We start from the raw sequence: 612 nt of genomic DNA, 5'->3' as shown, positions 1-612 counted from the left end.
AGAGGACGAGGTTCCGAGCCGCAGCCGGTCCATCAGCATCCAGCCGAGCAGGCCGGCGGCGGCTGCCACAGCCGTGTTCAGGAAGACGACGGCGGCGGAATGTCCGGCACTTAGGGCCGAACCGGCATTGAATCCGTACCAGCCCACCCAGAGCAGCCCGGCGCCGAGCAGTACCAGCGGGCGGCTGTGCGGCTTTCCGGAGGCATGCGGCCAGCCCTTGCTGCGGCCCAGGACCAGGGCCAGGGCCAGGGCTGCGACTCCGGCGTTCATGTGGACGGCAGTGCCGCCGGCAAAGTCGATGGCGCCGAGCTGGTTGGCGATCCAGCCGCCGGTGACCGACCCGTCTTCACTGCTGAAGGCGAAGACCCAGTGCGCCACGGGGAAGTAGACCAGGGTGGCCCAGAGTCCGGCAAACAGCATCCACGCGCCGAACTTCATCCGGCCGGCGGCGGCGCCGGCCACCAGTGCCGTGGTCACACAGGCAAACATCAGCTGGAAGGCGGCGAACAACGCCACGGGAATCGAAGAGTCCGGATCCTCAACCAGTAACTGGGACAGACCCAAGAATTCCAGCGGGTTTCCGAGCAGACCGGCTCCCGTGAGGGAGTTGCC

At 67.6% G+C, this 612-nt stretch carries 1 pseudogene; it reads right to left on the bottom strand.

The window, feature by feature from the left end:
• Positions 1–612: pseudogene (locus tag CXQ90_RS21760) on the bottom strand (ammonium transporter); the annotation flags it as partial.

The organism is Arthrobacter sp. ZGTC131, assembly GCF_002929275.1.
Classification (GTDB): domain Bacteria; phylum Actinomycetota; class Actinomycetes; order Actinomycetales; family Micrococcaceae; genus Arthrobacter.
Note: the sequence above shows the minus strand (reverse complement) of the source record. Positions and strands in the feature narration are given on the sequence as shown.